The sequence below is a fragment of the Amphritea japonica ATCC BAA-1530 genome (assembly GCF_016592435.1).
Taxonomy (GTDB): domain Bacteria; phylum Pseudomonadota; class Gammaproteobacteria; order Pseudomonadales; family Balneatricaceae; genus Amphritea; species Amphritea japonica.
On record NZ_AP014545.1, the window covers coordinates 2,300,315 to 2,326,355 of the forward strand.

Consider the following 26,041-nt stretch of genomic DNA (forward strand, 5'->3'; position numbering starts at 1 on the left):
TCTATTGACCATACCGCTTATGCGGCTGATTCAGGTAAGCGAGTTCTTCAGGTGTGGAAGAGCGACTAAGAATTTCATTGCGATGCGGGAAACGGCCAAAGCGAGCGATAAGATCCCGGTGTTCATTGGCAAAATCAAGCGCATTATCTATATGGTGCCTCTGTTCTCGAGGCGTAGCGCAAAGCATCCCTTCTAACTGAGCAACACATAGGTTTTGGGCGCTCATCTCTTCGGCGTGCTCCAGCGGCATATAAAAAAACAACCTTTCACTGGCTTCCAAGGCGGTATCATGACCGTTGCTAATACCTTCCCTGCAAAGCTGTTCCGCTCTCTGGTCACCGGCAAAAGCGTCTACCGCACCCCGATAAATACTACGAGTAAACTGATCTAATAAAAGAATCAGCGCTAAACGACCTCGAGGCTGACCTGACCAGTCATCCAGCTGCCCCCAAATAGCCATTCTAACCTGATGACCAAATAGCTCTTCAATCAACCGGTCCATTTTCTCATCGCCAAACCACCAGAGTTTCTTACGGTTTGTCACTGGAAATCCCTGTTTAAGCTCACCAAACCAAAACTGCAGAACCTCTTCAATCTGCTCGGTCATACTTTTCCCTCGATGAAACTACTCAGTTCGTACGTCTCAAATAACAGTATAGAGGAGAAGCCCTGCTATGCAGAAAGCAAATTCCAAATTTAACAGAATTAACCAATACACATTACCCATATAAACATTGATATGTTTAATCTGTTTTCTGCGGAAAATAGAAAAACGTATTTTTAAGAGTAACGAAGACACCGTAAACTTACTTAATTTTCTAAATCAATTTAGCTTTTATATAAAACAGATCTGTTCTAGTCTGAACTATACGAAAACAAACCACTCTTTATGTATTAACGGATAGTCTGATTGTGACTTTCAATGGAGAAAAAATGCGAAGCATTCTTATTGTGGTGTTATTAATCATTGGAGGACTGGGAGCTTATCTGCTGTTGCAACAACCGCAATCAGCCGCCCCCGTGGGAACGCCAAAACAGCAGCCCGATGAATTATCGCGTATGGCTGCAGAGCGGCATATTGATAACCTAACCTCAAAGCCTGAACAGATAATTGAGATAGGTCAGGCAAACAATTTTGTCACCCGGGATCAGCTCCTTCAACTTCCTGCAGGAAAGGCCACCACTACCGCCGGTACTGAAGCAATCGAGTCAGGTAATGCAACAACCTTTGGCGTTCAACTGGAACAGATAGGAAGCCCCAGTCAACCTCAAAAGAAAATGTTATCTGTCGGCCAACTTCCCCAAGCAGATCAGATTAAACTCCAGGAACTACTCAATAACCCAGACACGGCTGCTGATACTCTGTTTTATATTCACGGTGTCAGTGATGCCGACAAGCAAGGCCTTTGGGGAATTATTCAAAGCGGGCTAATCGATACTTTTGCCCGGGGCATTCAACTGGAAAACAGACAAATTAGCACCGATATCCCACAAGTTGCTGACGAACGAATGGCCAACAGCACCAGTTCTTTTCTGGGATCTATTCTGGACGAGAAAGTTAAAGATACATACGTCTACAACTACGCTAAAGGGGTTCTGGGCCACAATCCCAACTTGATTAATCCCGGACAGGAGTTGATTATCGTTTCCTTTACACAGGACGAACTTATCAACATCTACAATCATTTCAACAAGCAATAAAGATAGTAGGAAAAACAATGATTGATCTCTATACCTGGGGGACACCCAATGGACGGAAGATTTCTATCATGCTCGAAGCAACAGGCTTACCCTATCGGGTATATCCAATCGACATTCAAGATGGTGACCAGTACGACGCTGACTTCCTCGCTATCAGTCCTAATAACAAAATTCCTGCCATTATCGATGATGAAGGCCCTGATGGAGAAACCGTTAAGCTTTTTGAAAGTGGCGCTATTCTGCTCTATCTAGCCGAAAAGACTGGAGACTTCATCCCGACCCATCCATTAAAACGATTAGAGTGCCTGCAGTGGCTTATGTGGCAAATGGGGGGCTTTGGTCCTATGCTGGGTCAGTTGCACCACTTTAACCGTTTTGCAAAAGAAAAAAATCCTTACGCGATTAAACGTTACAATGATGAAACCCAGCGGCTTTGGGGAGTACTAGATAAGCAATTAACCGATCATACATTTATTATTGACCGGGAACTGAGTATTGCTGATTTTGCTATCTACCCTTGGACTAAACGTTTTGAATGGCAAAGTATTAACCCTGAAGACTTTCCCCATGTACTGGCCTGGATGGAAAGAATGAATCACATCGAATTTGTTCAACGAGGCATGGCTGTTCCATAGTGTAACAGTTTTCGCCGCTTTAACCCTCCAGACCGAATCGACGAAGTTTTCGGGATAAAAGCTCATCAAGACTCTTAAGATCTCCCTCTTCTAACTCGACTACGTCAAGATTATTTTCCTGATAGAGCGTTTTCTTACGCATCTTACCTTTAAGATAAGAGGGATCGTTCTCACTGCCCCAAAACTCAATGTACAGGTTTATCTGAGGTAGATAAAAATCTGCGGTGACCTCCTCATGAATAGGTAATCTTTTATGACAAGCGTGGGGAATACCCGCAAGATACAGCCAATTATCAATCATCACCTCTGCTTCTGAACGCAACAGATGTCCATCCATTGAGCTGCACCCCATGCGGGTTTCAACTGCAGCAAGATGCGGCTCAAACTGTTTAACACTCCGTTTTAAGAGCATGTTTTGAGTCAAAAGCTTAGGCCAGACAACATAAGGGATCGCTGTCTTGAGGTCCTCTTTCTGGATCCCTCCCTGCACCTTACCTGCTGAAGTCACCTGCCAGCCTTTTAACCAGGGCTTTATCCATCCCAGCTCTGCCAACAGTTTATTGATAAGACGAGCGTCCAATCCAAGCATTAACCCCAGCCCTTTGGCACTGGTGATGAGATCTTCAGGACTTACCAACGCGCGATGCGTGATAACCACCTCTGGCCAGATAATATAGCGTCCATAACGCTCACTATCCCGGTAACTTCCCTGTTCAAATTCACCTTTGGAGGTTAACAACCACTGATCTTCTTCCCGCTTAATCCAGCCAAGCGCTTCCAGCTCAGCAAACATCTGCCGGCTGGTTTTACCTAACTTTTTTGCCAGAGCGGAGGTTGATATTTTTTGTAGCTCTTTAGCCATTGACTCTATTCCGTTATATGGTCACCACTGCAGCGGATATTGTGACACTTTTCACGACCGGTCAAAACAATTTTCGCAGAGGATAAAACTGTGATCCGGACCAAACTCAACAAAACTCAAAATGGTTATTTTTAAATTCCACAAGCGCTTGCAATAAAATCTGAAAAGGGCATTCTGTAAGTGTGACATCAAGCATAGTTTGCATTAAGGGCTACATCATGAATATCAATATTACTAACCGAAATGACAAAGTATCTCCCGCTCTGAGAGACAAAATTGAAAGCTGGTTAGAGGAGAGTCAAAAGCGCTACAACGTCATCACCAGCGCCCAGGTCACTGTTGAAAAAAGCAATGGAAAAGAGGAGATTGTTGAAGCCACTATTCATGCGACTGGTAAAGACCTGTTCGCCAAAGCCAGCGAAGAAAACCTTTTTGCCGCGCTGGATTCTCTAGCCCATAAAATTGATAAACAGCTAGCGAAAATCCGCGATATTCAAACCAACAAAAAAGGCTCCGGCATCCCGGTGATGGCTGAACCTGAAGAAGAGATCTCCGAAGAGGAATAGTCTTCCATTTTGCACAAAAAAGGCTGAACTTTGTTCAGCCTTTTTTATTTCTATTATCCGGTTAACAAACAGCAAATCTTTACCGTGCCTCTAGTAACCGCTCAACAATCCAGCCGGTCACTTGTTTACCCTCTAAATCGGTACGAATTTTCTTCCACTCCTTCTGGCTTGCTATCACTTCAACTTCTTGCGGGTGACTCAGCTGCCCCACCACCCGGTAGTTAGATCCAGGCCCAGAGCGAAAGTTAACCTGGGTGCCCTTCACCCGAGAGAATGAAATAGTAGCATCAGCGTTTGGTGTTGCTGCCCTAGAAGAAGAAACCGTCGTATTTGCCTTTGATGCCGCTTTAGCCGGTTGTAAAAACCTGGCCGCTGTCCAGGCCTGAGCAGTTTTTCCTGACTCATTACGATACCTGACTTTGATCCATTCACCGTCGCGGTGCAGCTGTTTAACCATTTGGTTACGCTTCAAACCACCTACAACAGGGTGCTCGCTACCAGGCCCTCGTCGTAACCGAAGTGCTGCAACAGTGACAGTATAGTATTCCCCACTACCCTCAGAAACAGACCGAGTGGCTCCCTGCTGTTGCGCGGTAAGGTTTTTGCTCAACACCCAACCCTTGAGCGGCTGTTTTTTAGCCGTCAGAAAGAAAACCTTTGACCATTCGCCCTGTTTATCTATTTCCAGCAAAACGTTCCCTTTTGCCAGCTGGCTCATGACTTCCTTACCACCCGGATCTGTAAAAACCTCAGCAGCTCGGTTAACCATGAAATATTCAAATGCCTGACTAAGGCTAGAGAAAAGGCATAAAAAAACCAGCAGTGCAGGTTTGACAATGGCTGTCTTCACGAAAGAAAATCCTGTGTAAAGTATCAATTGAGTAGCCCATCATAGCAATTATGCAGACGCTGGCAAGCCGAACTACTAAGCCGTTTACAGCTTACCAGACTCATACTCATTTGTTTAATTACTACACAATCTGAGGAAAGTTATAGAACTATCTTGTTAATATATCGCTATAATCGTTTTACCTCTGTAGATATATATAGAAAGAGCTTATCTGGAACTTACTTTCTTAAATGCTTAAGCTCACTAACTGGAGTGGTATATGGCGCAGGATATACTGATGGCACGCCAGCCAATTTATGACCAGCACCTCAATGTTGTTGCCTATGAATTGTTATACCGCTCAAAAGATAGCCTGCAAAATAATCTGATTGAGGATGGCAACAGCGCTACCAGTCAGGTTCTACTCAACAATTACACCAGTATCTATCAATCCGGAAAACTCACCAAACTCCCTGCGTTCATTAACCTGACCAAAGAGATGGTAAAATCTGACCAAATACCAGAACTTTCCCGTCAACACATAGTGCTGGAAATTCTCGAAGGCATGGAAGTAGATGATGAGCTGATCTCGGGCGTTCAGCGTTTTGTCGATGAAGGTTACAAAGTCGCGCTGGACGATTTCATCTACAGCCCGGAATACGACCCCATTATCCGCATGGCGCATATCGTCAAATTAGATATACTCGAAATGACCGACGAAGAGTTAGTCAGACATGTCAAAATATTAAAACCGTTTGGTGTCACATTATTAGCCGAAAAGATTGAAACTCAGGCTGAGTTTGAACGCTGTCATGCCCTGGGATTTAAATTATTCCAGGGCTACTTTCTTTGTCGCCCTCAACTGGTTCAGGGTAAACAGCTTAATTCTAATGAAATAGTCATGGTCGAGCTTATGTCGGCCCTGGCAGACCCTAACGTAACGCCTGCCAGTATTGAGCGCATCGTTAAAAAAGATCCTCAACTGACATTTAGAATTCTTCGAATAGTAAATTCATCTTTCTACAATCTGATCAGAAAAATCGATAGCCTTGAAGAAGCGATCGTATTACTGGGGATTTCAGAAGTAAAACGCTGGTGCGCCCTGATCGCTTTTTCAGATCAAAACGGAAAACCGGAAGAGCTAACCCGTCATACCCTTGTACGAGCCCGCATGTGCGAAATTCTGGCTGAGGAAAGCGATGGAATGTCCGGCTCAACCGCTTTTATGATGGGTGTTGTATCCGGTCTCGATGCCCTGCTGGATATCCCTATTGAAGATATTCTCGAGCAAGTATTCCTCACTGAAGAGATAGAGCTTGCCATTCTCATGGGCGAAGGAAATTATGGCCAGTTGCTAACTAACGTGGACAATTTGATTCAAGGGCGCTGGAACCACTTATCTGCTCTGCAGACTGAGCAGGCACTCAGTGAGTCTTATATCAATAGCCTGCAATGGGTCACTGAAATTTCTGAAAAAATGATCTGACATTGAGATCAACTCTGGCTTAATTCCCAAATATAACCCGACTATCCCATCGATATTTACACCGCCTTCGATCACAAACAGGCAGCTGATAAATTTTTTTTATCAGCTATGTAAGTGATTATTCATTAGACAGGTTTCAACAGTAGCGGGACAATGACCACATATTCACAGATCTAATATTTTAAAGAGAGTATGACCCACTCATGACTACACTGATTTCACTGAACAAATTTCAACAACTACGTCACGTAGATGAAATAGTTGAGCAGGCAGAAAACAGCTGGTGGGTATACCGTCGCAGCATCGGCTTCAACGGAGGTTTGAGCTCTACAGCTCGCGTAGTATTTTTCGGGCGTAGCAAAAAACAGGTAACAGAGTGGATGGCTGAACAGTAAGCGCCAACAAATTTTAACTGACTTCTAAACATCCCTGGATGTTCAGTTAACCGGCTGGGCAGTGATCCTGTCCAGCCTCCCCCCACTACTTCTGTAGCTCCCTCGTTGCTTAAGCTCAACACCGCGCTCTATATACTCCAACAGAGTCTATGCTTTTACTCTGTTGTATCGATCGTTTAGCCTGAGAGGCACCCATTATCAGGCCACTGCTTTTTCGTACCATTTCATACGAGTAAGCAAAGTCACATAATAGCGTCGCATTGCGACCCGCAGAATAAAGGTAAAACTGATGAACAAAGAGATGACTCCTTTTGAAATCCGCCAGCATATTCGTAGCGGCGAATTCACAGGCAATACGTCTGGGTATGGACAGGGGTTTGTACAGGGAAACCTTGCGATCATGCCAAAAGAGTGGGCTAACGACTTTCTCCAGTTCTGCCAAAAGAACCCAAAGCCTTGTCCTATCGTTGGCATGTCCAGTCAGCCTGGCGAATTTATGTTGCCAGATTTGGGGCAAGAGATAGATATCCGTAGTGACGTACCAAAATACCGTATCTACGAACACGGAATACTGACCCGGGAAGTTGCTGATCTGACACCTTTCTGGCGCGACGACCTGGTGACCTTTGTCTTAGGCTGTTCATTCTCTTTTGAAGAAGCTCTCATCGCCGACGGACTCGAAGTACGAAATATCACAGAAGGCGTAAACGTACCGATGTACCGCACCAACATTGAATGTAAAAGCGCAGGACGTTTCAGCGGTACTACCGTTGTCAGTATGCGTCCAATGAAAGCGGCTGATGCAATTCGTGCTGTACAGATCTGTACACGTTTTCCGTCAGTACACGGTGCGCCTCTTCACTTAGGCGATCCGTCTCAGATCGGAATCAACGATATCAATACGCCGGATTTTGGCGATGCCGTCACCATTAAAGAAGGAGAACTTCCTGTCTTCTGGGCCTGCGGAGTAACTCCACAGGTTGCAATTGAACAAGCGAAACCTGAATTCTGTATTACCCACAGCCCGGGCCATATGCTGATAACTGATCTGCCAAACAGCCGACTGGCTGTGCTGTAAAGGAGCACTCTCTATGTCATTACGTCTTAATTGTGATCTGGGTGAAAGCTTTGGTTCCTGGAAAATGGGACTGGATGAAGCCGTCATGCCGCATATCGATCAGGCCAATATCGCCTGTGGCTTTCACGCGGGTGATCCGCTGGTCTTGCAGAAGACACTCGCCCTGGCGAAGGAAAACAATGTCACCATCGGTGCCCACCCTGGCTATCCGGATCTAGTCGGATTTGGCCGTCGAAGCATCAAAGCCTCTACTGCAGAGTTAAAAGCGATGGTGCAGTACCAGATCGCAGCTATCGATGGAATGGCATTAACTCAGGGCATGACCCTGAGCTACGTTAAGCCTCACGGCGCTATGTACAACGATATGATGGCTGACGCTGCCATACGCAAAACCATCATGCAGGCTGTCGCCGAGTATCATCGTCCACTGGTTCTTATGCTTCAGAGCACGCCTCAATTTGAGCAACACCTTGAGGAAGCTAAAGCGGCCGGCATAGAACTTTGGTTTGAGATCTTTGCTGATCGTTGTTATGACGACGATGGCAAGTTATTAGCCCGCACCAAGCCAGGAGCCGTTCACACCAAAGAGAAGATGCTAACTCAGGTTAAACAGCTTAAAGAACAAGGTACCGTCACTACCGTTAGCGGGCGTACCTTAAACCTGCGCGCTGATACCCTTTGTGTTCATGGTGACAATATGGACGGCGTTAATGCTATTGAGGAAATTAGAGAGTTGATCCGCCAATGATTAGCATGGCAGACAACAGCATCCGAATCGAAGTGGCAGGCGAAAATGCTCTGATCATCTACTTTGGTGAAAAGACTGACCCAAGCGTGTCGGCACGGGTCCAACAAGCGGTTACCATTCTTGAGACTGAGTTAAATGGCAAGCTGATCGATATGGTGCCTTCCTATGCGTCATTGCTGGTGATTTATGATCAGTTGGCAACTGACCACCTGGAAGTACGCAGCACCATACGCAAGGTACTTAACCAATTGAGCGATGCCGTTAACACAGAGGGTAATCTGGTTATCCTGCCTGCATATTACAGCAGGGAATCGGGCCCCGATCTAGATGCGCTGGCTCAACGGGCCGGACTCAGTGCTGATGAAGTAATTAAATTGCACAGCGAAATGGAATATCGGGTCTACGCCATCGGCTTTGCACCCGGGTTCGCTTACCTTGGCGAAGTCGATGAACGAATTGCCGCTCCACGCCTTTCTACACCGAGAATGAAGGTTCCCCGGGGCGCTATTGCTATTGCTGACCGCCAAACAGCTGTCTATCCGGCTGTCTCTCCTGGTGGCTGGAATCTGATCGGACTCTGCCCTACACGTATGTTTGACCCGGAAGCTGAGCCCACCATGCCAGTCCAGGTAGGTGACCGCATCAAATTCAATCCAATCAGCCGTGATGAGTTTTTCGCTCTGGGTGGTGAACTGGGAGAGATAAAATGAGTGGTTTTAGAGTTATCCAGCCAGGTCTGCTTACTCTGATTCAGGATGCCGGACGTTTCGGCCACCATCGTATCGGTCTGACCACCGGCGGACCTGTGGACAGCCTGGCGTTCAAATGGGCTAACCGTCTGGTTGATAATCCATTGAACAGCACCACGCTGGAGATTAGTTTTGGCGGTCTGGTGATGCAAGCTGAGACTGACGCACAAATCGTGCTGGCCGGCGCCGAGATGCCTCTGAAGATCAACGGAGTTGAACAAGATCGCTGGCACGCTCACAAGATCAAAGCAGGCGATAAAATCGAAGTCAGCTTCTCGGCACAAGGCGCACGTGCTTACCTGGCCGTCAGCGGTGGCTTTCAGGTAGAGCACAGTTTTTCCAGCAGCGCGACAGTTACCCGCGAAGGTATCGGCGGTTTTACCGGTGACAAACTTCAACAGGGTGATTTTCTCTATTGTAAGCCATCTGGAGAGCATGGTGGTTTTCGCCTGCCAGAAGAGCATCGTCCTGACTACTTCGACGATATATCCCTAAGGGTGATTACCGGTTATCAGCAACAGGCTTTCAGTGATTACCAAAAACGCCTGTTTTTCAGTAGCGAATACAAAGTGACTGATCGAGCCGACCGCATGGGTTACCGATTGGAAGGCCCCGAAGTTAAACCGTCGATTGATGGCATTTTATCGGAAGGTATCTGCCACGGAGCGATACAAATTCCAGCGGATGGTCAACCAATCGTATTGCTTAATGACCGACAGACAATCGGCGGCTATCCGAAGATAGGTTCTATGATCGCAATGGATACGGCTCGAATGGCGCAGTTGCTCCCCGGCTCTCGAATATCATTCGAAGAGATCAGTATCGACGATGCTCATAATCTTCACTGTCTGGCCCATGTTCGGTTCAACAATACCGAGCCGGAAGCCATCGATTAAGCAAACGACCTGCGTACACCAAGATTTGCACGAACAGAATTTTAAAGAGAGAACGCTCGATGTCTAAGAATCAGATCAACGAATCAACCCTGAGCCTTCAGGTAGAAGACCTACTGGTTTCCCGCAACCTGCGCGGCATGAAAACCGTTCAGCCTGCTCTTTCCACTGGCTACTACCTGCGGGCAGCACGCACGCTTTATAAGTGTAAAGGCCATGTACTGATTGGTACCGGCTTTCCTGTAGTCGATACCTTTGAAACCGATGGCCCCGTTGGCGCTATTGCGCTCTACGAAGCATTGGAAAAACTCGGTGCCACACCGGTTATCGTTTGTGGACCGCCAGTATCTCAGGCACTGATGGACAACTACCGGGTACATGAGATCCGCGTTGGCGAACATCAGGAACGTACCCTTGAAGCTTTCAAGGCACTGTACAACTATAACCCGGATGCAGTGTTATCTATCGAACGCCCGGGACAGGCAGCAGATGGCGGCTATTACAATATGCGCGGCGAGAGCATCAGTGAACGCACCGCTTGTTTCGATACCTTTGTTAACAACGCTAAGTGCCCAACGATTGGCATCGGCGATGGTGGTAACGAGATAGGTATGGGTAACATTACAGAGGCGCTTAAAGATCTGGATATCAACGCGGCGGCAACCTGTGTTGATGAACTACTGATCGCCGATGTATCTAACTGGGGAGCATATGGCTTGATCACATTCTTCAGCCTCTGGAGCGGCCGCGACCTGCTGGGTGAGTTCGCACCATTAGCGATCCTTGAATACCTGTCCAAGCTTGGTAGTGTTGATGGCGTTACCCGCATCAACGAACTCACCGAAGATGGTCTGCCGGTTGATGAAGGAATCAGTGTTATAGAAGAACTGCGTGGACTGATTGGTTATAACGACTAACCAATGATACACATAAGAAACCGCCGTATGGCGGTTTTTTTATGTCTGAAAACTGTAGCGAAGAACCAGTCTCCCCCTGAACGATGCCCCTGAAAAATCTATCCCCCCGTCATCACTTTCAGAGGTTCCTGATAAAGAGATATATCACCAATATTTTGTGCCACCCATTGCGCATCATAATAGCTATCCAGATAGCGCTCACCGCTATCACAGATAAGCGTGACCAGAGAGCCCTTTTCGCCCTGCTGATGCATCTCCGCTGCAAGCGTCAGCATCCCCCAAAGGTTGGTTCCGGTTGATGCCCCTGCTCTGCGACCTGTTTGCTGTTCCAGCCAGCGCATCGCAGCAACTGAAGCACCGTCAGGCACTTTGATCATCCGGTCGATCACTGTAGGTTGAAACGACTCTTCCGCCCGGGGGCGCCCTATTCCTTCAATTCGCCCACCTTTGTTTATTTCAATGCAACGATTGCCGGTGCGCCAAACGTCATAAAACACTGAATTTTCAGGATCCACAGCGACTAATTCACTATTCAGTCCCTTATAGCGAATATAACGCCCTAAGGTGGCCGTTGTCCCACCCGTTCCCGCACTCATAACGATAGCAGCAGGCACGGGATGAGGCTCTTGACTCATCTGCCGAAAGATACTCTCAGCAATATTACTATTGCCCCGCCAGTCAGTCGCCCGTTCAGCATAACGAAACTGATCCATAAAATGGCCATTACATTCCTGCGCTAGCATTACCGCAGCATCATGCATTTGAGTCGGGCAATCAACATAGTGACAACGGCCGCCATAAAATTCGACCTGTTTGATCTTAGCCACAGCAGTTTTACGTGGCATAACCGCTACAAATGGCACACCAATCATACGAGCAAAGTAAGCTTCTGAAACAGCAGTACTGCCTGACGAAGCCTCAATCACTGTTGTCTCATTGCTAATCTGCCCATTACATAGCGCATAAAGAAAAAGCGAGCGAGCTAAGCGGTGTTTGAGACTGCCCGTAGGGTGGCTACTCTCATCCTTCAAATACAGGTCGATTCCAGTAAGGCCCGGTACATCTAACTTAATCAGATGCGTATCTGCTGATCGCTGTGCATCCGCCTGAATCAAAGCTACCGCCTCTTGTACCCAGCTCGTCATATCGTCAATTCCTTAAATCAATTACTCAATACACAAAGTATAAAACGGTATTGATAGAATTTTTTTGTCTTTCTCTGGATAAAATCATCGATATATAGAATAATTTTCTTCCTTAACAATAAAATAAGAAAATTATTTTTATGGATAGCGTAGATAAGAAAATACTCACACTATTACAGCAAGATGCTACCCTGTCGGTTAACGACATAGCCGAGCGGGTTAGCCTCTCAACAACCCCTTGTTGGAAGCGCATTAAAAAGCTTGAGGATACTGGTGTCATCAAAGCCCGGGTAGCGCTGTTAGACAACGCAAAAGTAGGTGCAGGCGTTTCTGTTTTTGTTCACCTGAAAACTCATAATCATGAAGACCAGTGGCTGGCACGCTTTGCTGAAAGTATAAAAGGCTTTGATGAGGTGATGGAGTGCTATCGAATGGCCGGTGAGTGGGACTACCTGCTGAGGGTTGCCACTAAAGATATCGAGTCCTTTGATCGCTTCTATAAAAAGCTCATTACTGAAATTGATGGTTTAACCGATGTTACCTCAAGCTTTGCCATGGAGGAGATTAAATTTTCAACCTGCCTGCCACTTAACAACATCTAAAAGTTTGCACCGCCCGCAGGCTTCTATATAGTTGATGTGATGATGACACGAGCACTATCCCCATGCGCCTGAGAAACCTGAACACTTTTGTCAAAGTAGCTAATCTGGGTAGTTTCCACGCAGCAGCCCAACAGCTGCATGCAACTCAACCCGCTATTTCAGCACGGATTAATACGCTTGAAGAGGAACTGGGGACTCAACTGTTTATCCGCGATAAAAGCGGAACCCGCCTTTCCTCCCGCGGCGTACAACTGCTGCCTTATGCTGAGAAATTGCTGGCGATTAGCCTGGAAATGAAACAGCAAATAAGCGATAAAAGCCCACAAAAAGGTACGCTACGCATCGGCATTACCGACACTTTAGCCAACCTGTATCTTTCTCCACTACTGAAACACTGGCAACAGCTGCATCCTTTAATGTCATTTGAGCTGATCAGTGATGTCACACCGACACTGACACGCCAATTACAAGAGAATCAGCTGGACCTGGCTCTGATGGTCGCAGGTAATTATGATCAGCCCGAACTGGTAATAGAGCCTTTATGCAGCTATCCCCAACACTGGGTCGCTACACCAGAGCGACTTGCAGATAACCCCGTCACCAGCTTAGAAGCACTCAGCCACTCGCCTATTCTGAGCTTTCCCCGTGACACCCGCCCATGGGACTATCTGCAGCAGCTTTTTCGTCCGCTTGATGAAAGGCCCATATTCCACACTTGCAGCTCTGTCGCCAACTTACTAACTCTGACCCTTCAAGGGGCTGGAATGGCACTTTTACCCGCCCCCATTATTCAGGAACACCTGTCCAGAGGGATGTTAGTCGAGTTCAGCCCTGGCCCTAAACCTCCGGAACTTTCATTTTGTGCGTGCTGGCGACTGGATGATGACAGGATTCTCCCTCAACTGTTAGCTCAGAGCGGGCGGGAAATTATCGTCGCTACTGCTTAAGCATTTAAACTCCCAACTGAGTTAACTCACACTTATTACAGGTTTAATTACCAAAAACACCCATTTGACACTTTTTATTCCTGTTTCAGCCAACAAAACAGACTATATTTCTTAAGTTTTTGCGGCTATTGCAACTATTCCTCTTTTCTAAGAAACTAATCTCAATTGGATAAACCAGACCGCAGTAAACCTATAGCACTCAGCCACAAGCTCCGCTCAGTTCACTGCAGACCGCCTGAGTCGATTGCTTTCCTCCAAGCGAGTAAAACCAGCATCTCAGAGTCAAAGAATTCCGGACCACGCGCTAAGACTTCACCACCTGGCTAAATTAAAGCCTGGGTTTACACTTAAGCAGGGTCTCTCAACACGTTTAAAGGAAGGTTAATATGAGCATTGCATACCTGAATGGCGAATACCTGCCACTAGAAGAAGCCCGCATCTCCCCAATGGACCGCGGCTTTCTGTTTGGCGATGGTATCTACGAAGTTATTCCGTATTACAACGGTAAATCTGTAGGCCTGATGCCTCATATCACCCGTATGATCAACGGTCTCGCTGAAATCGAGATCAAGAACAGCCACACCGCTGATGAGTGGAAAACACTACTGGACAACCTTATTGCAAAAAACAGTGATCAAGGCGATAACCTGGGTGTTTATGTTCACATCTCTCGTGGTACTGACGTTAAGCGCTACCATGCGTATCCAGAAGGTGTTGAACCTACCATTTTCTGTTTCACTTTTGGTATCAAAGACCCTGAGCCGACAGATCGTACAAAAGTACACCAGTACAGCATGATCTCTACTGAAGACCTGCGCTGGCAGCGTTGCCACATTAAATCTACAGCGCTGTTGGGTAACGTAATCCACTTCCAGGAAGGCTACTCTTCCGGTCACGATGAAGCTCTGCTCTACAACGCTAAAGGCGAACTGACAGAAGGCAGTTCCTGTAACGCATTCATTGTGAAAGATGGCGTGATCATCACCCCGATTCAGGATAACCAGATTCTGCCGGGCATCACCCGTCGCATTATTATCGACAGCCTGAAAGCAGATGGCTCTCTGACAGTGGAAGAGCGTACTATCACCATGGACGAAGTGCGCAACGCTGACGAACTATGGATTACCAGCTCCTCTAAAGAGATTGCTCCGGTGACTCAACTGGATGGAAAGCCGGTCGGTAATGGCGAAGTTGGCGAGATCTGGGAAAAAGCATTCAAGATCTATACTGCGTCTAAGTACGACTTCTAAGTACTGCTATTAAGGCCCGGCTACAAAGCCAGACCCTTTAGTCGCTGACTGACTCACAAAAAAACGCACCTCGGTGCGTTTTTTTTGGTTAAAGACCAGCAACAAGCTCTACATATACTTAGAGCCTTCCTGTATGCAGAGACATCAGGCTCTCTAAAGCCGCTTCAGCATTTGCTAACCGCTGAAAACCGTCACCTGCCACTATCACGTAGGGTCGGTTAAGCCGCTTAACCTCACTCAAATGGCGCTGATAGAGTATCTCGCGATCGTTCGGACTCTCCCGCAGCAAGTCAGCTTCCCAGGGAAGATCCGGCTTGCATAGCAAATAAACGTGGGATGACTCTTGCTCAACAGCCTCAAAAATCTGACCAGGACAATGCCCGAAAACCTCTTCAGCCCAGATTTTATAATTGATCATATCGGTATCAAAAATACCGATTGGGACTTCGGGATCAACCTCTGCTCGTTGATACTTCAGATGTAATCTGCTCAATCTAATTAGCAGTTCCAGATCATACTCCGGACCCTTTTCCTCCAGATAAAAACGCGCATACTCCAGTGCATAAGGCAGGTGAAATTGCCTGCCCAGATGCTCCGCAATTGTGCTTTTCCCGGACGATTCCGCACCCGTAATAATAATCCTCATCAGGAATGAGTACTCACCAACGGCTGGGCTTTAAGAGACCTGTGCCATTGAATCCAGCCATAGATACCCAGCCCCAGGAAAATGGCATATTGAAACGAGTATATTGGCGCGCCTTTAACCCAGTATATGTAGATACCCAGTATATTGACGATACACCAGCCGACCCAGTTTTCCATCCGCTTACGCGCCTGAAGAAACTGCGCAAAAAAGCTCAATACGGTAGTGACAGAATCGAGCCACAACAAAGAGGGCTCAGGAATCCAGCTAACCTTCGCTGCCAATGCAGTAATACCAAAACCCCATCCGGCGATACAGAGAACGGTGACAAAAAACAGGGCTAGCTGCTTATCTCTGGAGAGCCATACCGGAACAAAAGGAGCACCCTCACGAGCCGCATTCCCGTTAACCCACGCTTTCCAGCAATACAACTGAATCGGAATATAAGTAAGGTAAAGAATACCATCTGAAACTAACTGCCACTCGGTGATCGCTAGCCATGCGGAGATTGACGCCCAGAGGATACCAAGCGGCCAGCCCATAATATTCTGCCTGGCTATCAGAACCACCCCCAGAATAGCACTCAGGGTGGCTACAATTTCCAGAGGGGTACTACCCAACAGCTGCAACCACTCGATAGTCGCCATGATGTTATTGTCCATAAGGGTGTTTGCTTTTTTTACTTCAGAAAATAGATGTAAAAACTAAATCCGACTGAATCAAGCAGGCCCTTTTATTGATTCATCGGACCTACTCATCCCAGCGCTGGATAATCCGTATAACCAACGGGTCCCTGCCCATAGAATAGTTCCGGACGTGGCGCGTTAAGTTCAGCATCCAGTGCTAGTCGCTTTGGCAGATCTGGATTAGCAATAAACGGGATTCCAAAAGCAATCGCGTCCGCCTTGTTTTCTGCCAGCCAATGATTTGCCTGCACCTTGTCAAACTGTTCATTAGCAATCACAGGGCCGTTAAATAACTGTTTTAACAACGGCGTCAAACTGTCTTCAGCCGCATGTTCACGGGTTGAAATAAAAGCGATATCCCGCTTTCCTAATTCTGTTGCAACATAGCTGAAGGTTTCAGTTCGATTCGAATCCCCCATATCATGAGCATCCATCCGGGGCGCCAGATGAACTCCCACTCGCCCTTTACCCCACACACCTATGCACGCATCCGTGACTTCTAACAGTAAGCGGGCACGGTTTGCCAGAGAACCGCCGTATTCGTCATCTCGTCTATTTGTTTTGTCTTGTAGAAATTGATCAAGAAGATAACCGTTGGCGCCATGCACATGCACACCATCAAAGCCGGCCACTTTGGCGTTTTCAGCACCCTGTCGATAAAGTTCTACCTGTTCCTTCACCTCATCTATTGTCAGTGCTCGAGGCTCTACATATGCTTTCTTAGGCCTGACCAAGCTCACATAGCCTGCCGGACGGACAGCACTGGGAGCCACAGGTAAATTATCGTTCAGGTAAAGAGGATCCGAGATCCGACCCACATGCCATAACTGCAGAAAAATAAGACCGCCAGCCCGGTGTACTGCGTCAGTTACCCTTTTCCAGCCCTCGATCTGAGCATCCGACCAGATTCCAGGAGTATCAGGATATCCGACTCCCATTGGAGCAACCGATGTCGCTTCTGTCAGAATTAAGCCAGCACTGCTGCGTTGAGTATAGTAATCAGCCATTAACTGATTGGGGACGCGATATTTATCAGCACGGCAACGGGTTAACGGTGCCATTACTATACGGTTTTTCAAGGTTAGGTCACCCAGAGTGACGGGATCAAAGAGTGTTGACATCATAACTCCTGTTAAAGCTGTTCATTTAAACGCGTCAAAAATTGCTGAATCGCAGCGTCATTACGTGAGAAAAAATTCCACTGGCCTACTTTCTTACTACTGATAAAGCCTGCTCGCTGCAGAGTCGCCAGATGAGCAGACACAGTGGACTGCGACAGCCCCGTTTTCTGATCGATCAGGCCAGCACAAACCCCAAAGCTCAGGGGATGCTCCTGATCAGAAAAAAACTGCGATGGCTGTTTTAGCCAATTCAAAATATCCCTGCGCACCGGATGAGATAGCGCTTTAATCATCTCATCAAGTTCTGTAACGCCCATAGCACACCTTTAATCTTAAAATCGTTATATCGCGATATAACGAAATATACTTCGCCTTAACACGATATACAAGTAACTAAATGCAATGGTTCATTTAATCGCGATTGAACAGGCACGGAAATACTTCAGCTAAACGGCTTAAATTCTATGCCTTTAACTATTCACAGAGAGAACAAGAAAAGAATTTGGTAGCATTAACAAAATCATAAAATTTAAGTTCTCACTAATGAAAAAAACACTCATGTCCTGGAGCAGCGGTAAAGACAGCGCCTGGGCGCTCTACCAATTGCAACGCGATCCAACGATCGAACTAATGGGGTTAGTTTGTACTATAAATGAAGAGTTCGATCGGGTTGCAATGCACGGAGTACGGGTAGAACTACTCAAAGCCCAGGCTAGCAGCATTGGATTACCGCTAGAGATTCTTGCGTTACCAAACCCCTGTAGCCATAAAGACTATGAACAGATAATGGGTGACTTTGTAGCAAGAATTAAAGAAGATGGAATCGAATGCATGGCATTCGGCGACCTGTACTTAGAGGACATTCGTGCTTACAGAGAAGAAGCGATGGCAGGAAGCGGTATTACGCCAATTTTCCCTCTCTGGAACATCCCAACCAAACAACTATCCAGAGAGATGCTGGATAACGGCTTAAGAACCGTCATCACTTGTATCGATCCAAAACAAGTTCCCGTTGAATTGGCTGGCAGGGAGTATGATCATGCCTTTCTTGACGAGCTAGCCGACTCTGTAGACCCCTGTGGAGAGAATGGTGAATTCCATAGCTTCGTCTTTGATGGGCCCATGTTTCGAAACAAAATAGAGATAACCGTCGGCGAAATCGTTGAGCGTGATAACTTCATCTTCGCAGATCTGCTACCGGATAACACTGTAGCATCACAACCCATTGAGACCATATCCCGGACATACTCAGATGAAACCTGAAGATATCGGCCTGGCCTACAACACCCTCACAGACCTATGGGAAGGCAACAACTTCAACAGAGATAATGGTATTGCCCAGCATAAGCGAGCAATACCATTTGCTACGAATCATCGACTTGCCCTGGATGTCGGCTGTGGTAGTACTGGCCGCTTTATTGATCTTCTACTGACTAACGGCTTTTCTCCCCAAGGCGTCGATATTTCTACGGAGATGATCAGGCTGGCAAGGCTACGCCACCCTGATATTACATTTCATCAACAGGACATCTGTAATTGGGTATTACCTGACAAATATGATTTTATTTCAGCATGGGATAGTATTTGGCACGTCCCTCTTGAAAGACAAGCAGCAGTGCTAAGCAAACTTTTCAATAGCCTCAATCCTGGTGGAGTATGTATTTTTTCCGGAGGCGGCACGGATAAGCCAGATGATCATAAAGACAGCACGATGGGAACCGACGTTTATTATTCAACATTAGGAATAACGGGGTTTCTCACAGTCATCGAACAATCGGGCTGTATTTGCAGACACCTTGAATATGATCAACACCCAGAACTGCACTGTTACTTTATTGTTCAGAAAATTGGATAAACGACTGCTAAACCAGGGTCGACGCTTGAAGACCTCGTTCATACTTTGATTGGCAATGACCGTTATGACAAATCCTCAATCAGACAATACATCAAAAACAGCTAACTCACCCTGCACTCGAAACTGCTGTTTAAATGAGAAAGAGATCTGCTTAGGCTGCTATCGCTCACTTGAAGAAATTTTAGCCTGGCATACGGCATCTGAAGCGGAAAGAAACAAAATATTAACCATATGCCAGACTCGAAAACACCAACACCTACCGATTAATCTGAAAACCAAAAGCTAACTTATAATTTATACCTCTGTTAACGCTTCAACTTTAAGAAGAAGATCTGCGTACCTCAGGCTTTCACAACTACCAAAACCACTCAACTGTCTTACCTTATTACGCGCAAACAGGGGCACGCTTATCCCCGCTAAAAAACGGCACTGAGTATCGATCGAAACCCTTCCTGAATGCTTAGCAGCAAGATGCTGAACTAATCCTGAGAGGTCATTTCTAAGCTGCTCATCAGAAGGCCAGTCTGGTGATGCCGAGTACTCAAGGCGCGCTGGCTTGCCTCTGCAGGAAGAACAATGACCGCAGCCTTCATCACTTTCATGATCATCAAAGTAGATAGAAAGATTGCGACTCAGGCAGCTCTCTAACTCAAAGAAACGAATCAATGCAGCAATACGTTTAATCTCCTTAGCCTCTTTATCCTTAAAATAATCATATAACCGCTGCCCCAGACCAGGGTCAGCTAACGCTGCCAGATTTATCTGGAATACTTCGGTGATTTTCTTGGTTTCAAGCTCGATCAGACGCTGCTCTTGCAAGTAATCCAGCGCTGAAACCACCCGTTTACGGTCACAATTATAAGTCCTGAACAGAGCCTCAAACTCCAGCGTCCCCCAGACTCTTTTGAACTGAGTATTGGCCAGGACAGCAGATAAAAATTCTTTTCGCTCGCCATTGAAGCCTTCTAGTATCTGGCTTTCAGACTGCAATAATTTATATTTAAAATCAGCAAAATAGGCGTACAACGGCTGAAGCACCCCTAATAATTCGAGCTGTACTAATAAAGTTTTCATTGGCAGTTGACGAATATTACTGGCCGTAGACAAGCCATGTAGTTGTAACTCCCACTGGCTGTTCTGACATTCACTGCGGATATTCTCCAGAACATATTCGATGCCACTGAGCTCGGGAGTATCTCCGTAGACAAAGTTTTCGACCGTATTCAAACCATCCAGATTAGCCAGCGTAATGCAGTTAGATGGCAAGCCATTCCGACCCGCCCGACCGATCTCCTGACTGTAGTTTTCAATCGATTTAGGCAGATCATAGTGAATGACAAAGCGAATATCACTCTTATCGATCCCCATACCGAAGGCGATTGTCGCCACCACTACATTAATTCGACCCGACATAAAGTCAGACTGAATCTTTTGACGCTTCTTATCCTCAAAGCCCGCATGATAAGCAGCAGCATTAATCCCCTGCTGAACCAGAAACCCTGCAACCTGCTCAGCGCTGTGTTGCAAAGTCACATAAACAATACCGGCGCCCTGCTGTTCACTTATAGACTGCATCAACTGTTTGTTTTTTCCGTCACTGGACACCGGCAGTACCGTCAGGTCAAGGTTTGGACGATAGAAACCTGTCTGCACAATATGCTCTTCTTTAATCGCAAACTTTTGTGCCATATCCAGCTTAACTTGTCGGGTCGCAGTGGCCGTTAACAGCAACACCAGGGGGATATTCAGCGCTTCTCTATAAGCCGGTAATTTAAGGTAGTCCGGGCGGAAGTTATGGCCCCATTCAGAGATACAGTGAGCCTCATCTACCACCAACATTGAGACCGGAACCGACTGAATAAACTGCCGAAAGCGTTCATTCTTAAATCGCTCCACCGATACCATAAGAACTTTCGTTGTACCGTTACGAATATCACTCATCACCTGCCGGTTCTGATCCGGTGTCAGTGTTGAGTCAATACTCGCAGCAGGAATACCTTTTTGGGCGAGAAACTCCAATTGATCTTTCATCAGTGCCAACAGCGGTGACACCACCAGCGTAAGATGTGGGAGCTGTGTTGCGGTTAACTGATAACAAAGTGATTTACCGGAGCCTGTAGGAAAGATGGCTAACGAAGAGCTGCCATTCAATAGCTGACAGACCGTCTGCTCCTGCCCCTGGCGGAACTGGTCAAAACCAAAAAATTGTTTAAGTGGGGAGTGCAGGTTAACTGTCATCTGAGTACTCGTTAAGTCCATTTATAAGCTTTAAGGGGGTAGCGCATATCTGCTCAGCTTGGTACTGACTCAAGAACAACAGCAGTTCAATGTTTTGCAGTATAACCACTTCCACGAACACTGCTACCGTTTCACTGAATCCGTTGATTCGACACAAAACAGAGCTTAGAAAAAAGACAAAAAAAGGGGGCATAAAGCCCCCAAACAAAGAGATCCGTCAGGACCAGTGCTCGACAAGAAACAACTCAACCATTCCAACAGCGAATGTAAGTTGCAATGGAACTGTAGAGGTCATCGGGCAAGCCAGTTCCAAACCGGCCCGATCGCGCAAGAAAGTATTAAACGCTGTTCAATACTGCATTAAGCAGCAATCAAGCCTTCACGAGTAACGAAGTCCAGCGTTTCATCCAGCGCTTTACCCAGCTTTTCAATCATCTCGTCGACTTGCGCTTCTGTCACAATCAACGGCGGACAGAATGCGAGTGAGTTACCTGCAACTGCACGGGTAATCATGCCGTGCTTTTGACAGGACTGCATAGCGAAAGTACCCACTGCGCCGCCCTCAAAACCTGCACCCGAGCGCTTATCAGAGACCATCTCCACAGCACCAATCATACCTTCGCCACGCACTTCACCCACCAGCGGATGATCCTCGAATTCATGCAGGCGTTTCTGCATATACTCGCCCAATGTGGCCGCATGGCCGAAGATATTATCGCGCTCGTAGATTTCCAGTGTTTTCAGTGCAACTGCAGCAGCTACCGGGTGCCCCGAATAGGTATAACCATGACCGAACACACCCACTTTTGCGCTGGGCTCGATCATCGCTTCATAGATATCACCACGGATAACAGAAGCACTAATCGGCATATAAGCAGACGAAAGCTGTTTAGCCAGAGTCATCAACGCAGGGCTTTCAATCCCCATAGTGGTACAGCCAAAATCATTACCGGTTCGGCCAAAGCCGGTGATAACCTCATCAGCCCAGAACAGGATATCGTACTTATTCAGTATCGCCTGAACCTTCTGATAGTAGCCTTTCGGTGGAACGATAACGCCGCTGGCACCGGTAATAGGCTCAGCGATAAAAGCTGCAATGGTATCTGCACCCTCTTTCAGAATCAGCTGCTCAAGGTTATTAACAATACGGTCAACAAACTGTTCCTCAGTTTCACCCGGCAACGCACCATGGAAGTAATGCGGCGCATCAGTACGCAGAACACCCAGTGCATTGAACGGCAGATCAAAATTGGTGTGATTAGGTGGTAAGCCGGTCAACGAGGCAGATGCAACCGTCACGCCATGATAAGAGCGTTCTCGGGCAATAATCTTAAACTTTTCAGGCTTACCAATCGCGTTAAAGTAATATCGCAGCATTTTTACATGAGTGTCGTTAGCATCACTTCCAGAGTTGCCGAAAAACACCTTCGCATTCTCCACGGGCACCATTGCGGTTAGCTTTTCGGACAGATCAATTCCAACCTGATGGGTTTTGCCACCAAACATATGCGAATAAGACAGCTTTCCCATCTGCTCAGCGGTAGTGTCGATCAATTCACGATTATTGTAACCAAGTGAAGTACACCATAGCCCAGCTAACCCTTCCAGATACTGGTTTCCTTCACTGTCATAAACATAGGCGCCGTCACCCCGTTCAATAGTCAGGGTTTCTGTTACTTTCAAGTTAGTTGTTGGGTAAATAATATTACTCATAATTCTTCTCCACTAATCACAGCTTAACGCTGCAATGCGCCAAAACAGATATACTTAGTTTCCAGATAATCATCCAGACCATACTTCGAACCTTCCCGGCCCTGACCCGACTCTTTAACACCACCGAAGGGGATGACTTCAGAGCTAATAGCGGTTTCATTTACGCCGACCATACCGTAATCAATGGCTTCGGATACACGCCAGCTACGCCCCATATTTTCGGTATAAACATAAGCCGCCAGACCAAACTCAGTATCGTTGGCCATCTGTACTGCCTCAGCTTCCGTACTGAACTTAAAGACTGGTGCCACCGGACCAAATATCTCTTCCCGGAAGACACGCATCGAACTATTCACGTTAGTTAATACGGTAGGTTGATAGAAACAGTCCCCTTGTTCACCGGGCTGGCCACCAACAACCACTGTCGCACCCTCTTCTATCGCATTCTTAACCTTCTCATCGATCTCTTTGGCTGCTTTTTCGGTAATTACCGGGCCATGAGTAGTGCTTTCATCAAAGCCATTGCCGATCTTGAACGCCCTTACCGCTGCACTAAATCTCTCAACGAAAGCATCGTGAATCCCATCCTGTACTAACAGGCGGTTGGCGCAGATGCAGGTTTGACCTGAGTTACGGTATTTAGCGGTCAAAGCTCCCGCGACGGCCAGATCAAGGTCTGCATCATCAAAAATGATGACCGGTGCATTACCGCCCAACTCCATCGATGTCCGTTTAACGGTGTCAGCACACTGCTTCATCAGCAACTTACCTACCGGTGTAGAGCCGGTAAAAGTCACTTTCTTAACGGTCGGGTTAGAGGTCATCTCACCACCGATAGCAGGCGCATCCATACCCGGCAATACATTTAACAGTCCCGCTGGCATACCTGCCCTATTTGCCAGTTCAACCAGCGCCAGTGCTGATAAAGGCGTCTCAGCAGCAGGCTTTAATACAATGGCGCACCCTACCGCCAATGCCGGGCCTGCTTTACGAGTGATCATTGCATTGGGAAAGTTCCAGGGTGTAATTGCAGCCACCACACCAATAGGCTGCTTAACCACAACACCACGACGATCCATCTGCGGGGTAGGAATAATATCGCCGTAAATTCGTTTACCCTCTTCCGCAAACCACTTGATAAACGAGGCACCATAAGCGATTTCACCCCGGGATTCAGCCAGGGGTTTGCCCTGCTCTGCGGTCATAATCACCGCCAGATCCTCAGTACTTTCAATAATCAGGTCATACCACTTTTCTAGCACATCACTGCGTTCTTTAGCTGGCAATACCTTCCACTCAGACATCGCGATTTGAGCCGCTGCGATCGCTCTTCGGGTTTCATTGGCCCCAACACTGGCGACATCCGCCAGGTGTTCACCGGTCGCAGGATCAGTTACCGAAAATGTATCTCCGCTATCAGCATCAACCCACTGGCCACTGATAAAAGCCTGAGTCCGGAACAACGCTTTATCTTTAAGTTCTAATGTCATGCTGTATCTCATCTCTTACACATAGCCGTTTAAGCGGCTTTGCTATTAACCTATTTATAGATCGACAACTCTTTTGTTTATATAATTACTTTTAATTATTTACATTTGAATAAACAAATACAAAGGCACCAAGTGTTATGGGACGAAGAAAAGCCGCCCTCTCCGGTCAGCTCGCCGATATGGATCTGCGCTTACTGAGAGTATTCAAAACAGTGGTAGAGTCCGGTGGATTTACCGCTGCTGAAATCCAACTCAACCTGGCGAACTCTACAATCTCAAATTACATATCCGATTTAGAAAAACGCCTTGATATGCGACTATGCGAGCGCGGCCGTGCAGGTTTTTCACTCACTCAGCAAGGTCAGACTGTCTACAACGCAACGCTGGAACTACTCAGTGCCATCGATCAATTTACAAACACCGTCAACCAAAACCACCACCGTATATCAGGCGATCTTCATCTGGGGTTTGCCGAGCACATGCTTGGAGCTCAGAATGCTGGCATTATCCAGGCACTGGAGCGCTTTTCCGAACTAGCACCGGATGTAAATATCCGTATCAGCACAATGAGCTCTGATGATGTCATCTCCGCGCTGCTCAATAATCAGATCGACATCGGTATCACTGTATTTCACCAGTCCTATCCTGAACTCACCAGCCTGCAACTCTTTGATGAAGAGATGTTGCTGTACTGCGCCCAAAAGCATCCGCTCTTTAATCGTAATGATGAAATTAGTTCAGATGAATTGCGCCAGTTCCGGTTTGTAGAATCCCCCCGACTTATGCCGGGTCGGGAGATTCATCCAGAGATGAAACAATGGAATAAACAAGCCAAGGCCCATCACCAGGAAGCCAGGGCCACACTAATATTAAGTGGCCACTATCTGGGATACCTGCCTCGCCATCTGGTCAGTAACTGGGGGCTCGAAAACGATCTGCGCCCCCTGTTAACGGAGAAGTATAGCTACAGCAACACATTCAAAGCAGTCTGGCGTAACCGACAGAAAAATCAGTTAATCATCCAACATTTTACCGAGTGCCTGAGTGAGTCAGCTATCTGATTCACCCCGGCGTACGATAAAGACTGAGCAAGGCGCATGGCGTACCACCCGTTCAGCATTTGAGCCGATAAAATAACTGCTGATACCCGGTTTGCGAGCCATCATCACTATTACATCAGCTTTCAGCTGATTAGCCGTTTCCAGAATTTGATCATGGGCCGGACCACTACGATAGATAGTGCTGACACGAAGGTTCTCTGGCAGTTCAGACAACAGCCCCTCCATCTCTTTAAGAGCGTCTTTACGGTGCCCTTCGTGCGCCCTCTCATCGAACTGAGGGTTTCCCGCACGGTGCACAAAACTCTGATCAACATACAGTAGATGCAAATCTGCGTTTTCACCGGTAGCCAGTGATACCGCAATTTTCCCTAACTCAACCACCTGTGCTTTGTGTGACAGATCCAGAGGTACTAGAATATTTTTATACATGA

General features: G+C 46.9%; 29 protein-coding genes. 17 read left to right on the top strand and 12 right to left on the bottom strand.

Annotated features, from left to right (window positions below):
- Position 1 precedes the first annotated feature (1 nt).
- On the bottom strand, positions 2–607 hold the full coding sequence (locus AMJAP_RS10795) for a DUF924 family protein (protein WP_019620559.1): 606 nt from the start codon (positions 605–607) through the stop codon (positions 2–4).
- 326 nt (positions 608–933) lie between these two features.
- Between AMJAP_RS10795 and AMJAP_RS10800 the strand changes: the two genes are divergently transcribed.
- Positions 934–1,701 (top strand): hypothetical protein, encoded by a 768-nt coding sequence (locus tag AMJAP_RS10800; protein WP_019620558.1) that lies wholly within the window; start codon positions 934–936, stop codon positions 1,699–1,701.
- A 17-nt stretch (positions 1,702–1,718) separates the two neighbouring features.
- Complete coding sequence (locus tag AMJAP_RS10805) at positions 1,719–2,336, top strand: glutathione S-transferase N-terminal domain-containing protein (RefSeq protein WP_019620557.1); 618 nt, start codon at positions 1,719–1,721, stop codon at positions 2,334–2,336.
- A gap of 19 nt (positions 2,337–2,355) precedes the next feature.
- Here the strand turns inward: AMJAP_RS10805 and AMJAP_RS10810 are convergent, their stop codons facing one another.
- A complete protein-coding gene (locus tag AMJAP_RS10810; protein ID WP_019620556.1) occupies positions 2,356–3,198 on the bottom strand; it encodes a hypothetical protein in 843 nt (280 codons plus the stop codon).
- Between the two features lie 218 nt (positions 3,199–3,416).
- Here AMJAP_RS10810 and hpf point away from each other — a divergent pair, with 218 nt between their 5' ends.
- Positions 3,417–3,764 (top strand): ribosome hibernation-promoting factor, HPF/YfiA family, encoded by a 348-nt coding sequence (gene hpf, locus AMJAP_RS10815; protein WP_019620555.1) that lies wholly within the window; start codon positions 3,417–3,419, stop codon positions 3,762–3,764.
- 79 nt (positions 3,765–3,843) lie between these two features.
- On the opposite strand, the gene AMJAP_RS10820 is transcribed toward hpf, so the two are convergent.
- Positions 3,844–4,614, bottom strand: a complete 771-nt coding sequence (locus AMJAP_RS10820) for an SH3 domain-containing protein (protein ID WP_019620554.1) — start codon at positions 4,612–4,614, stop codon at positions 3,844–3,846.
- Positions 4,615–4,873: 259 nt separating this feature from the next.
- Between AMJAP_RS10820 and AMJAP_RS10825 the strand changes: the two genes are divergently transcribed.
- From AMJAP_RS10825 to AMJAP_RS10855, 7 genes are all read left to right on the top strand, one after another.
- Positions 4,874–6,079: an EAL and HDOD domain-containing protein gene (locus tag AMJAP_RS10825; protein ID WP_019620553.1), complete on the top strand. Its 1,206-nt coding sequence runs from the start codon at positions 4,874–4,876 to the stop codon at positions 6,077–6,079.
- Between the two features lie 203 nt (positions 6,080–6,282).
- Positions 6,283–6,474, top strand: coding sequence for a hypothetical protein (locus AMJAP_RS10830; RefSeq protein WP_019620552.1), 192 nt, complete (start codon positions 6,283–6,285; stop codon positions 6,472–6,474).
- Positions 6,475–6,763: 289 nt separating this feature from the next.
- A complete protein-coding gene (locus tag AMJAP_RS10835) occupies positions 6,764–7,552 on the top strand; it encodes a putative hydro-lyase (protein ID WP_019620551.1) in 789 nt (262 codons plus the stop codon).
- A 13-nt stretch (positions 7,553–7,565) separates the two neighbouring features.
- Positions 7,566–8,300 carry a 5-oxoprolinase subunit PxpA gene (locus AMJAP_RS10840; protein WP_019620550.1) on the top strand — a complete coding sequence of 245 codons (735 nt, stop codon included), beginning with the start codon at positions 7,566–7,568 and terminating at the stop codon, positions 8,298–8,300.
- Positions 8,297–9,010, top strand: a complete 714-nt coding sequence (gene pxpB, locus AMJAP_RS10845) for a 5-oxoprolinase subunit PxpB (RefSeq protein WP_019620549.1) — start codon at positions 8,297–8,299, stop codon at positions 9,008–9,010. Before AMJAP_RS10840 ends, pxpB begins: the two co-directional genes overlap by 4 nt.
- On the top strand, positions 9,007–9,945 hold the full coding sequence (locus AMJAP_RS10850) for a 5-oxoprolinase subunit C family protein (protein WP_019620548.1): 939 nt from the start codon (positions 9,007–9,009) through the stop codon (positions 9,943–9,945). The genes pxpB and AMJAP_RS10850 overlap by 4 nt, the downstream gene beginning before the upstream one ends.
- Positions 9,946–10,004: 59 nt before the next feature.
- A complete protein-coding gene (locus AMJAP_RS10855) occupies positions 10,005–10,859 on the top strand; it encodes a DUF4392 domain-containing protein (protein WP_019620547.1) in 855 nt (284 codons plus the stop codon).
- Positions 10,860–10,957: 98 nt separating this feature from the next.
- Here the strand turns inward: AMJAP_RS10855 and AMJAP_RS10860 are convergent, their stop codons facing one another.
- Positions 10,958–12,004 (bottom strand): PLP-dependent cysteine synthase family protein, encoded by a 1,047-nt coding sequence (locus AMJAP_RS10860; protein ID WP_019620546.1) that lies wholly within the window; start codon positions 12,002–12,004, stop codon positions 10,958–10,960.
- Positions 12,005–12,144: 140 nt separating this feature from the next.
- Here AMJAP_RS10860 and AMJAP_RS10865 point away from each other — a divergent pair, with 140 nt between their 5' ends.
- From AMJAP_RS10865 to AMJAP_RS10875, 3 genes are all read left to right on the top strand, one after another.
- The gene (locus tag AMJAP_RS10865) at positions 12,145–12,606 is read left to right on the top strand and encodes an Lrp/AsnC family transcriptional regulator (protein WP_019620545.1); all 462 of its coding nucleotides are present in this window, start codon (positions 12,145–12,147) and stop codon (positions 12,604–12,606) included.
- Between the two features lie 62 nt (positions 12,607–12,668).
- Positions 12,669–13,553, top strand: coding sequence for a LysR family transcriptional regulator (locus tag AMJAP_RS10870; protein ID WP_019620544.1), 885 nt, complete (start codon positions 12,669–12,671; stop codon positions 13,551–13,553).
- Positions 13,554–13,939: 386 nt separating this feature from the next.
- The gene (locus AMJAP_RS10875) at positions 13,940–14,803 is read left to right on the top strand and encodes an aminotransferase class IV (RefSeq protein WP_019620543.1); all 864 of its coding nucleotides are present in this window, start codon (positions 13,940–13,942) and stop codon (positions 14,801–14,803) included.
- Between the two features lie 118 nt (positions 14,804–14,921).
- Here the strand turns inward: AMJAP_RS10875 and AMJAP_RS10880 are convergent, their stop codons facing one another.
- From AMJAP_RS10880 to AMJAP_RS10895, 4 genes are all read right to left on the bottom strand, one after another.
- Entirely contained in the window at positions 14,922–15,449 is a 528-nt protein-coding gene (locus AMJAP_RS10880) for an AAA family ATPase (protein WP_019620542.1), read from the bottom strand.
- Positions 15,449–16,108 carry a nicotinamide riboside transporter PnuC gene (pnuC, locus tag AMJAP_RS10885; protein ID WP_040403886.1) on the bottom strand — a complete coding sequence of 220 codons (660 nt, stop codon included), beginning with the start codon at positions 16,106–16,108 and terminating at the stop codon, positions 15,449–15,451. Before pnuC ends, AMJAP_RS10880 begins: the two co-directional genes overlap by 1 nt.
- A gap of 92 nt (positions 16,109–16,200) precedes the next feature.
- Positions 16,201–17,256: an alkene reductase gene (locus AMJAP_RS10890; protein ID WP_236588720.1), complete on the bottom strand. Its 1,056-nt coding sequence runs from the start codon at positions 17,254–17,256 to the stop codon at positions 16,201–16,203.
- Between the two features lie 8 nt (positions 17,257–17,264).
- Positions 17,265–17,570, bottom strand: coding sequence for an ArsR/SmtB family transcription factor (locus AMJAP_RS10895; protein ID WP_019620539.1), 306 nt, complete (start codon positions 17,568–17,570; stop codon positions 17,265–17,267).
- A gap of 226 nt (positions 17,571–17,796) precedes the next feature.
- On the opposite strand from AMJAP_RS10895, the gene AMJAP_RS10900 reads away from it, so the two are divergent.
- The 3 genes from AMJAP_RS10900 to AMJAP_RS10910 all read left to right on the top strand — a co-directional run bounded on the left by AMJAP_RS10900 (position 17,797) and on the right by AMJAP_RS10910 (position 19,394).
- Positions 17,797–18,516, top strand: coding sequence for a Dph6-related ATP pyrophosphatase (locus AMJAP_RS10900; RefSeq protein ID WP_051088385.1), 720 nt, complete (start codon positions 17,797–17,799; stop codon positions 18,514–18,516).
- Positions 18,506–19,108: a class I SAM-dependent methyltransferase gene (locus tag AMJAP_RS10905; RefSeq protein ID WP_019620537.1), complete on the top strand. Its 603-nt coding sequence runs from the start codon at positions 18,506–18,508 to the stop codon at positions 19,106–19,108. Before AMJAP_RS10900 ends, AMJAP_RS10905 begins: the two co-directional genes overlap by 11 nt.
- A 64-nt stretch (positions 19,109–19,172) precedes the next feature.
- A complete protein-coding gene (locus tag AMJAP_RS10910) occupies positions 19,173–19,394 on the top strand; it encodes a DUF1289 domain-containing protein (protein WP_083935237.1) in 222 nt (73 codons plus the stop codon).
- 8 nt (positions 19,395–19,402) lie between these two features.
- Here the strand turns inward: AMJAP_RS10910 and AMJAP_RS10915 are convergent, their stop codons facing one another.
- The 3 genes from AMJAP_RS10915 to AMJAP_RS10925 all read right to left on the bottom strand — a co-directional run bounded on the left by AMJAP_RS10915 (position 19,403) and on the right by AMJAP_RS10925 (position 24,549).
- Positions 19,403–21,346, bottom strand: a complete 1,944-nt coding sequence (locus AMJAP_RS10915; RefSeq protein ID WP_019620536.1) for a RecQ family ATP-dependent DNA helicase — start codon at positions 21,344–21,346, stop codon at positions 19,403–19,405.
- A gap of 360 nt (positions 21,347–21,706) precedes the next feature.
- Positions 21,707–23,059, bottom strand: a complete 1,353-nt coding sequence (locus AMJAP_RS10920; RefSeq protein WP_019620534.1) for an aminotransferase — start codon at positions 23,057–23,059, stop codon at positions 21,707–21,709.
- 23 nt (positions 23,060–23,082) lie between these two features.
- Positions 23,083–24,549 carry an NAD-dependent succinate-semialdehyde dehydrogenase gene (locus AMJAP_RS10925; RefSeq protein WP_019620533.1) on the bottom strand — a complete coding sequence of 489 codons (1,467 nt, stop codon included), beginning with the start codon at positions 24,547–24,549 and terminating at the stop codon, positions 23,083–23,085.
- Positions 24,550–24,686: 137 nt separating this feature from the next.
- Between AMJAP_RS10925 and AMJAP_RS10930 the strand changes: the two genes are divergently transcribed.
- A complete protein-coding gene (locus tag AMJAP_RS10930) occupies positions 24,687–25,610 on the top strand; it encodes a LysR family transcriptional regulator (protein WP_019620532.1) in 924 nt (307 codons plus the stop codon).
- Here the strand turns inward: AMJAP_RS10930 and AMJAP_RS10935 are convergent.
- Entirely contained in the window at positions 25,599–26,039 is a 441-nt protein-coding gene (locus AMJAP_RS10935) for a universal stress protein (protein WP_019620531.1), read from the bottom strand. The genes AMJAP_RS10930 and AMJAP_RS10935 overlap by 12 nt on opposite strands.
- Between the last annotated feature and the right edge of the window lie 2 nt (positions 26,040–26,041).

What these genes read in the sequence shown, in the direction of transcription:
- AMJAP_RS10795 (WP_019620559.1), bottom strand. Translation starts at nt 607, where the DNA reads ATGACCGAGCAGATTGAAGAGGTTCTGCAGTTTTGGTTTGGTGAGCTT.
- AMJAP_RS10800 (WP_019620558.1), top strand. Translation starts at nt 934, where the DNA reads ATGCGAAGCATTCTTATTGTGGTGTTATTAATCATTGGAGGACTGGGA.
- AMJAP_RS10805 (WP_019620557.1), top strand. Translation starts at nt 1,719, where the DNA reads ATGATTGATCTCTATACCTGGGGGACACCCAATGGACGGAAGATTTCT.
- AMJAP_RS10810 (WP_019620556.1), bottom strand. Translation starts at nt 3,198, where the DNA reads ATGGCTAAAGAGCTACAAAAAATATCAACCTCCGCTCTGGCAAAAAAG.
- hpf (WP_019620555.1), top strand. Translation starts at nt 3,417, where the DNA reads ATGAATATCAATATTACTAACCGAAATGACAAAGTATCTCCCGCTCTG.
- AMJAP_RS10825 (WP_019620553.1), top strand. Translation starts at nt 4,874, where the DNA reads ATGGCGCAGGATATACTGATGGCACGCCAGCCAATTTATGACCAGCAC.
- AMJAP_RS10830 (WP_019620552.1), top strand. Translation starts at nt 6,283, where the DNA reads ATGACTACACTGATTTCACTGAACAAATTTCAACAACTACGTCACGTA.
- AMJAP_RS10835 (WP_019620551.1), top strand. Translation starts at nt 6,764, where the DNA reads ATGAACAAAGAGATGACTCCTTTTGAAATCCGCCAGCATATTCGTAGC.
- AMJAP_RS10840 (WP_019620550.1), top strand. Translation starts at nt 7,566, where the DNA reads ATGTCATTACGTCTTAATTGTGATCTGGGTGAAAGCTTTGGTTCCTGG.
- pxpB (WP_019620549.1), top strand. Translation starts at nt 8,297, where the DNA reads ATGATTAGCATGGCAGACAACAGCATCCGAATCGAAGTGGCAGGCGAA.
- AMJAP_RS10850 (WP_019620548.1), top strand. Translation starts at nt 9,007, where the DNA reads ATGAGTGGTTTTAGAGTTATCCAGCCAGGTCTGCTTACTCTGATTCAG.
- AMJAP_RS10855 (WP_019620547.1), top strand. Translation starts at nt 10,005, where the DNA reads ATGTCTAAGAATCAGATCAACGAATCAACCCTGAGCCTTCAGGTAGAA.
- AMJAP_RS10860 (WP_019620546.1), bottom strand. Translation starts at nt 12,004, where the DNA reads ATGACGAGCTGGGTACAAGAGGCGGTAGCTTTGATTCAGGCGGATGCA.
- AMJAP_RS10865 (WP_019620545.1), top strand. Translation starts at nt 12,145, where the DNA reads ATGGATAGCGTAGATAAGAAAATACTCACACTATTACAGCAAGATGCT.
- AMJAP_RS10870 (WP_019620544.1), top strand. Translation starts at nt 12,669, where the DNA reads ATGCGCCTGAGAAACCTGAACACTTTTGTCAAAGTAGCTAATCTGGGT.
- AMJAP_RS10875 (WP_019620543.1), top strand. Translation starts at nt 13,940, where the DNA reads ATGAGCATTGCATACCTGAATGGCGAATACCTGCCACTAGAAGAAGCC.
- AMJAP_RS10880 (WP_019620542.1), bottom strand. Translation starts at nt 15,449, where the DNA reads ATGAGGATTATTATTACGGGTGCGGAATCGTCCGGGAAAAGCACAATT.
- pnuC (WP_040403886.1), bottom strand. Translation starts at nt 16,108, where the DNA reads ATGGACAATAACATCATGGCGACTATCGAGTGGTTGCAGCTGTTGGGT.
- AMJAP_RS10890 (WP_236588720.1), bottom strand. Translation starts at nt 17,256, where the DNA reads ATGATGTCAACACTCTTTGATCCCGTCACTCTGGGTGACCTAACCTTG.
- AMJAP_RS10895 (WP_019620539.1), bottom strand. Translation starts at nt 17,570, where the DNA reads ATGGGCGTTACAGAACTTGATGAGATGATTAAAGCGCTATCTCATCCG.
- AMJAP_RS10900 (WP_051088385.1), top strand. Translation starts at nt 17,797, where the DNA reads ATGAAAAAAACACTCATGTCCTGGAGCAGCGGTAAAGACAGCGCCTGG.
- AMJAP_RS10905 (WP_019620537.1), top strand. Translation starts at nt 18,506, where the DNA reads ATGAAACCTGAAGATATCGGCCTGGCCTACAACACCCTCACAGACCTA.
- AMJAP_RS10910 (WP_083935237.1), top strand. Translation starts at nt 19,173, where the DNA reads ATGACAAATCCTCAATCAGACAATACATCAAAAACAGCTAACTCACCC.
- AMJAP_RS10915 (WP_019620536.1), bottom strand. Translation starts at nt 21,346, where the DNA reads ATGACAGTTAACCTGCACTCCCCACTTAAACAATTTTTTGGTTTTGAC.
- AMJAP_RS10920 (WP_019620534.1), bottom strand. Translation starts at nt 23,059, where the DNA reads ATGAGTAATATTATTTACCCAACAACTAACTTGAAAGTAACAGAAACC.
- AMJAP_RS10925 (WP_019620533.1), bottom strand. Translation starts at nt 24,549, where the DNA reads ATGACATTAGAACTTAAAGATAAAGCGTTGTTCCGGACTCAGGCTTTT.
- AMJAP_RS10930 (WP_019620532.1), top strand. Translation starts at nt 24,687, where the DNA reads ATGGGACGAAGAAAAGCCGCCCTCTCCGGTCAGCTCGCCGATATGGAT.
- AMJAP_RS10935 (WP_019620531.1), bottom strand. Translation starts at nt 26,039, where the DNA reads ATGTATAAAAATATTCTAGTACCTCTGGATCTGTCACACAAAGCACAG.